General features: G+C 46.5%; 5 protein-coding genes. All 5 read right to left on the bottom strand.

From position 1 onward, the window contains the following. Positions 1–78: 78 nt before the first annotated feature. From prc to ACLR2L_RS19250, 5 genes are read right to left on the bottom strand one after another with little or no spacing between them, the layout of a single operon-like run. The gene (gene prc / locus ACLR2L_RS19270) at positions 79–2118 is read right to left on the bottom strand and encodes a carboxy terminal-processing peptidase (protein WP_413370522.1); all 2040 of its coding nucleotides are present in this window, start codon (positions 2116–2118) and stop codon (positions 79–81) included. A 1-nt stretch (position 2119) separates the two neighbouring features. Further along, the gene (gene proQ / locus ACLR2L_RS19265; protein WP_140957485.1) at positions 2120–2785 is read right to left on the bottom strand and encodes an RNA chaperone ProQ; all 666 of its coding nucleotides are present in this window, start codon (positions 2783–2785) and stop codon (positions 2120–2122) included. Positions 2786–2806: 21 nt separating this feature from the next. After that, positions 2807–3091, bottom strand: coding sequence for a hypothetical protein (locus tag ACLR2L_RS19260; RefSeq protein ID WP_140957487.1), 285 nt, complete (start codon positions 3089–3091; stop codon positions 2807–2809). Continuing rightward, the gene (locus ACLR2L_RS19255; protein ID WP_255439068.1) at positions 3088–3546 is read right to left on the bottom strand and encodes a GAF domain-containing protein; all 459 of its coding nucleotides are present in this window, start codon (positions 3544–3546) and stop codon (positions 3088–3090) included. Before ACLR2L_RS19255 ends, ACLR2L_RS19260 begins: the two co-directional genes overlap by 4 nt. 12 nt (positions 3547–3558) lie before the next feature. Next, positions 3559–4230, bottom strand: a complete 672-nt coding sequence (locus ACLR2L_RS19250) for an SIMPL domain-containing protein (RefSeq protein WP_413370519.1) — start codon at positions 4228–4230, stop codon at positions 3559–3561. Positions 4231–4240 lie beyond the last annotated feature (10 nt).

Below are 4240 nucleotides of genomic sequence, written 5' to 3'. Positions count from 1 at the left end.
TTTATTGTTGTATTTTTCAACACTGCTTTTAATGTAAAAAAGGCTGGCAAACGCCAGCCCCTTTCGGTATTTCTTGAGTTACCCTTGTTTAAATGCGTACTTACCCGTTTCTACCATATCCAGTGTGATATTGGCCGCTTCCGCCAGGTAAGGATCGATGTCTTCCAATGCTTCCGGTAAATCATCGAGGTTTTCTACCTTAGGTAAACCCAGTCTTAACAAACGTTCGTTTGCGCGGCTGAGTGCTTCAGATTCGTTCTCTTGCTTTTCAGCCAAACGCTCTGATTCAACCAGCGAAATAAACGCTTTATCTTTGTTTTTGCGATACTCTTCAATGTCTTGCTGCATGTAGGCAAATTCTGGATCCTGCATAATGCGAACATTGTGCTTGGCTGACAGTACATCTATAGCCGATTGCGAATCACCAAACGTAGTATAATTAGCGCGTTTAATGCTATCCCATGGCAAGGCGTTTTCTTCCTGACTTTCTCCCCACTCTGCCGGATCAATAGGCGATGGGAATAAAATGTCCGGTACCACACCTTTGTGCTGTGTACTGCCGCCGTTGATACGATAGAACTTAGCAATAGTGTATTGCACGCTGCCCAGCGGGTTTTCGTACAGATCGTATATACGGCCTAACCCTTTGTGTTGCTGAACGGTTCCCTTACCAAAGGTTTGTTCACCAATAATCAATGCGCGATTGTAATCCTGCATTGCCGCTGCAAAAATCTCAGACGCAGATGCGCTGTAGCGGTCAACCAGTACTGTTAACGGACCAGAATACGACACCTGACCATCGGTATCCTGATTCACACTCATTCTGCCACCTTCGTAGCGAATTTGTACCACAGGGCCACTTTCAATAAACAAACCTGACACCAGGGTAGCTTCCGACAGCGATCCGCCGCCGTTACCACGTAAATCAACGATAATTCCCTTAACATCCTGAGCTTTAAGTGCGTTAATTTCTTTCAGCACATCAACATGCAGGTTGTTATAGAAACTTGGAATATTGATCACTCCGATTTTCTCGCCCTGATGGGGGCCAGTTTCGGGTATAAATACCTCAGACTTGGCGGCGCGATCTTCCAGCTTAATCTTGTCGCGAACAATATTGATCACTGATATCGCCGTGCTATCGCCCGTGCTCTTTTGTACTTGTAAACGCACTTCGCTGCCTTTTGGCCCTTTGATCAATTCAACAACGTCGTCAAGACGCCAGCCAATTACATCTACAAAATCTTCATCCGCCTGGGCTACGCCGACAATTTTGTCTTCAGGCTTTAACGCTTTTGATTTGTCTGCCGGACCACCGGGTACAATGCTTTTGATCACAGTGAAGTCATCTTCGCTTTGTAACACCGCACCAATACCTTCCAGCGATAAATTCATATCCATTTGGAAACGGTCGGCGTTGCGGGGTGACAAATAACTGGTGTGGGCTTCAATACTACGGGCAAATGCATTCATTACGGTTTGGAACACATCTTCACTTTGCGTTTGTTTCAAACGCTTAATGGCACGCTCGTAGCGTTTGGTCAGTAATTCCTGAATTTTTTCAGGCTCTTTACCGGCCAGTTTTAAATTTAGCGCATCGTATTTAACGCGCTGACGCCATAATTCATCCAACTCAGACTTGCTGGCTGGCCATGGTGAGTCTTCGCGATCGAAATAAAACTTGTCGCCGGCTTTTTCGAAATTGAACGGCTTACCCAATTGGGTCAGCGCAAACTCGTAACGCTCAACCCGGCGTTCTAAGTTCAGGTTATACATATCGTATGCAACCTGCAGATTACCGCGCGTTAACGCATCATCAAATAAATCACGGTATTTGGCGAAGCCGTCAATATCGGATTGCAGAAACACATTGCGATTACCATCCAACGCGCTTAAAAAACGGTCGTAGACTTTCTCCGAGAGTGCATCATCGAGTTGAATAAGCTTGTAGTGCTCTCGAGTGAACAAGGTACTTATTCGTTTAGCGGCAGACGAATGCTGCGGCTCCTGTTGGAGAACCGGTAAATCTTCTACACTATTCCCTGATGTTACTGCGCCAGCACCCACACTTAACGCTAAAATAGCGCTGGCAACGGAAACTCGGAGTAAATCTTTCATATTACGACCTCTTGGTACGTGCTAGACGTAAAGCCTCTGGGTTGACTTTAACCACCATCCCCGTATCCAGTTGAACATGAACGCCGTCTTTCGCAACTTCAGTGATTACAGCATACATAGGCGCTTTGCCCAGTTTTACTGTAACCGCAGTACCAGTTGTTAAATCAGCATCCGTTAATTTTGCTGGGGGTACTTTAGTTGGTCTGTTAGTTTTTGATTTAGTTCCATTATAGCGACCAGCCGCAGGTTTTGCCTGACGCTCGGCGCCATTTTTAGCATCTGAACGACCGTCTGGTTTTCTGCGAGGCGGTTTTGCCGTCGCTTTGCGCTTTTCAGCAGCCTTGGCTTTGCTTTCATCCAGTTGCTGTTTGGCGTGGTCTTCATGTTCCTGCTCAATGGCAGCATCCTGATTACCATCCAAATCAACACGGAAATTGCCTTTCTTAATGCTGTAAAGATATCGCCAGCTATTGGTGTAGTGACGCAGGCTCGAGCGCAGCAGTGTTTTACTGACCCGCTCGTCTTCTTGCAGTCGCTCGGCCAAATCCTGGAAAATACCGATTTTTAATGGACGCGCTTCGCCTTCCAGGCTAAAGCAATGAGGGAATGTCTCTGCCAGAAAGGCAATGACTTCTTTACTGTTACTAAACTTCTGTGATGATTCCATCAATATTAACGTATGTAAGAGTTAATCGAGATTGTCTTCATCATCCCAAGTTGCTAGCAGATGGTCAACCCAATCAAGCAAATCATCGTCATTTACGTACAATAAATTTTCATCTTGATGCCAAATTGACCAACTGTGCGCCAACAACCCTTCCAGACGCTCTACCGAAATGTCATCTTCTGCCCGGTCGTACACCATATGCAGAATAGTATTTAACCGTTCTGCGGCCTCGTCGGGCTCTTCGAACACATCTTCCATGTCCTGCCAGGTGGCTAATACCACCTGAATGTCAACTAAGTGTTTCATACCAGCGTACTGCTCAGCACACTAACAATTTCGCACAGGCCTGCTTCATCTTCCGCACTGAAACGCGAATAAATGGGACTGTCTATATCCAGTACACCAATGAGCTTGTCGTTTACCACAATGGGGATCACGATTTCTGAGTTAGACGCAGCATCACAGGCAATATGGCCTTCAAACTGGTGTACGTCCTCAATCCGCTGAACGGTATTGGATGCGGCGGCGGTGCCGCACACGCCCTTACCCATCGGGATACGGATACACGCCGGTTGCCCCTGAAATGGCCCCAGTACCAGCTGTTCTTCTTTAAAAATATAAAACCCAGCCCAGTTAACGTTGTCCATTTGGTTGTACAACAACGCGCTGATATTGGCCATATTGGCGATCATGTCGTGCTCGCCATCAACCAAACTCCGGGCCTGGGCAATTAGCTGAGAATAAAAAGTACTGCTGCTCAAATTGTGTCTCTCTTAATGGTAGTTCTCAATCAGCTCAAAGGTTACAGACACAGTGGCAGTGATATCTGTCTGTCCAGGCAGACTACTGCTCATTTCGTCTTTCATCCGCATGGTTGCCATCACTGGCGGGGCGCTGTAACCAGATGATTCGTTAATAGTAATCACATTGCCCAATTTTACTCCCATTTCGCGCGCTAACAAGCCCGCGCGCAATTTTGCATCCTGAACAGCTGCAACAAGGGCGTGTTGATAAGCTTCAGAGGCATCGGTATTTACAAATTCAAAGCGTTGAATGCGGTCTACGCCGCGGCTTAACATTCCATCGAGTATGGCATCATAGGTTTGTAGTGCTTTAGAGGTTACGCGTACCTCGCGGGATAAAATAAACCCCTTATCTTCCCGCCCGTTAGGTGTGTGTTCATACCAGGGAGTAAGGTTAACCGACATCGACTGAATATGCTTTTCTTCAATACCCGATGCCAATAAAAATTGCACAACTGAGGTTAATCGCGCAGCCATTTGTTGATTGAGTTTACTTACCAGCGGCCCGCGTTCTTCTATTAATACACTGATGCTAAACGCATCTGGCACCACACTTACCGCCCCCTGTCCGGTTACATTCACCAACCGACGGTGTTCATGATCATTGTTAGCCAGTACATTGCCCGACAAAGTCAGACTCATTCATATTCCA

It is taken from the genome of Alteromonas sp. AMM-1 (genome assembly GCF_047290655.1).
Taxonomy (GTDB): Bacteria; Pseudomonadota; Gammaproteobacteria; order Enterobacterales; family Alteromonadaceae; genus Alteromonas; species Alteromonas mangrovi.
This window is presented reverse-complemented; position numbering and strand designations above follow the sequence as displayed.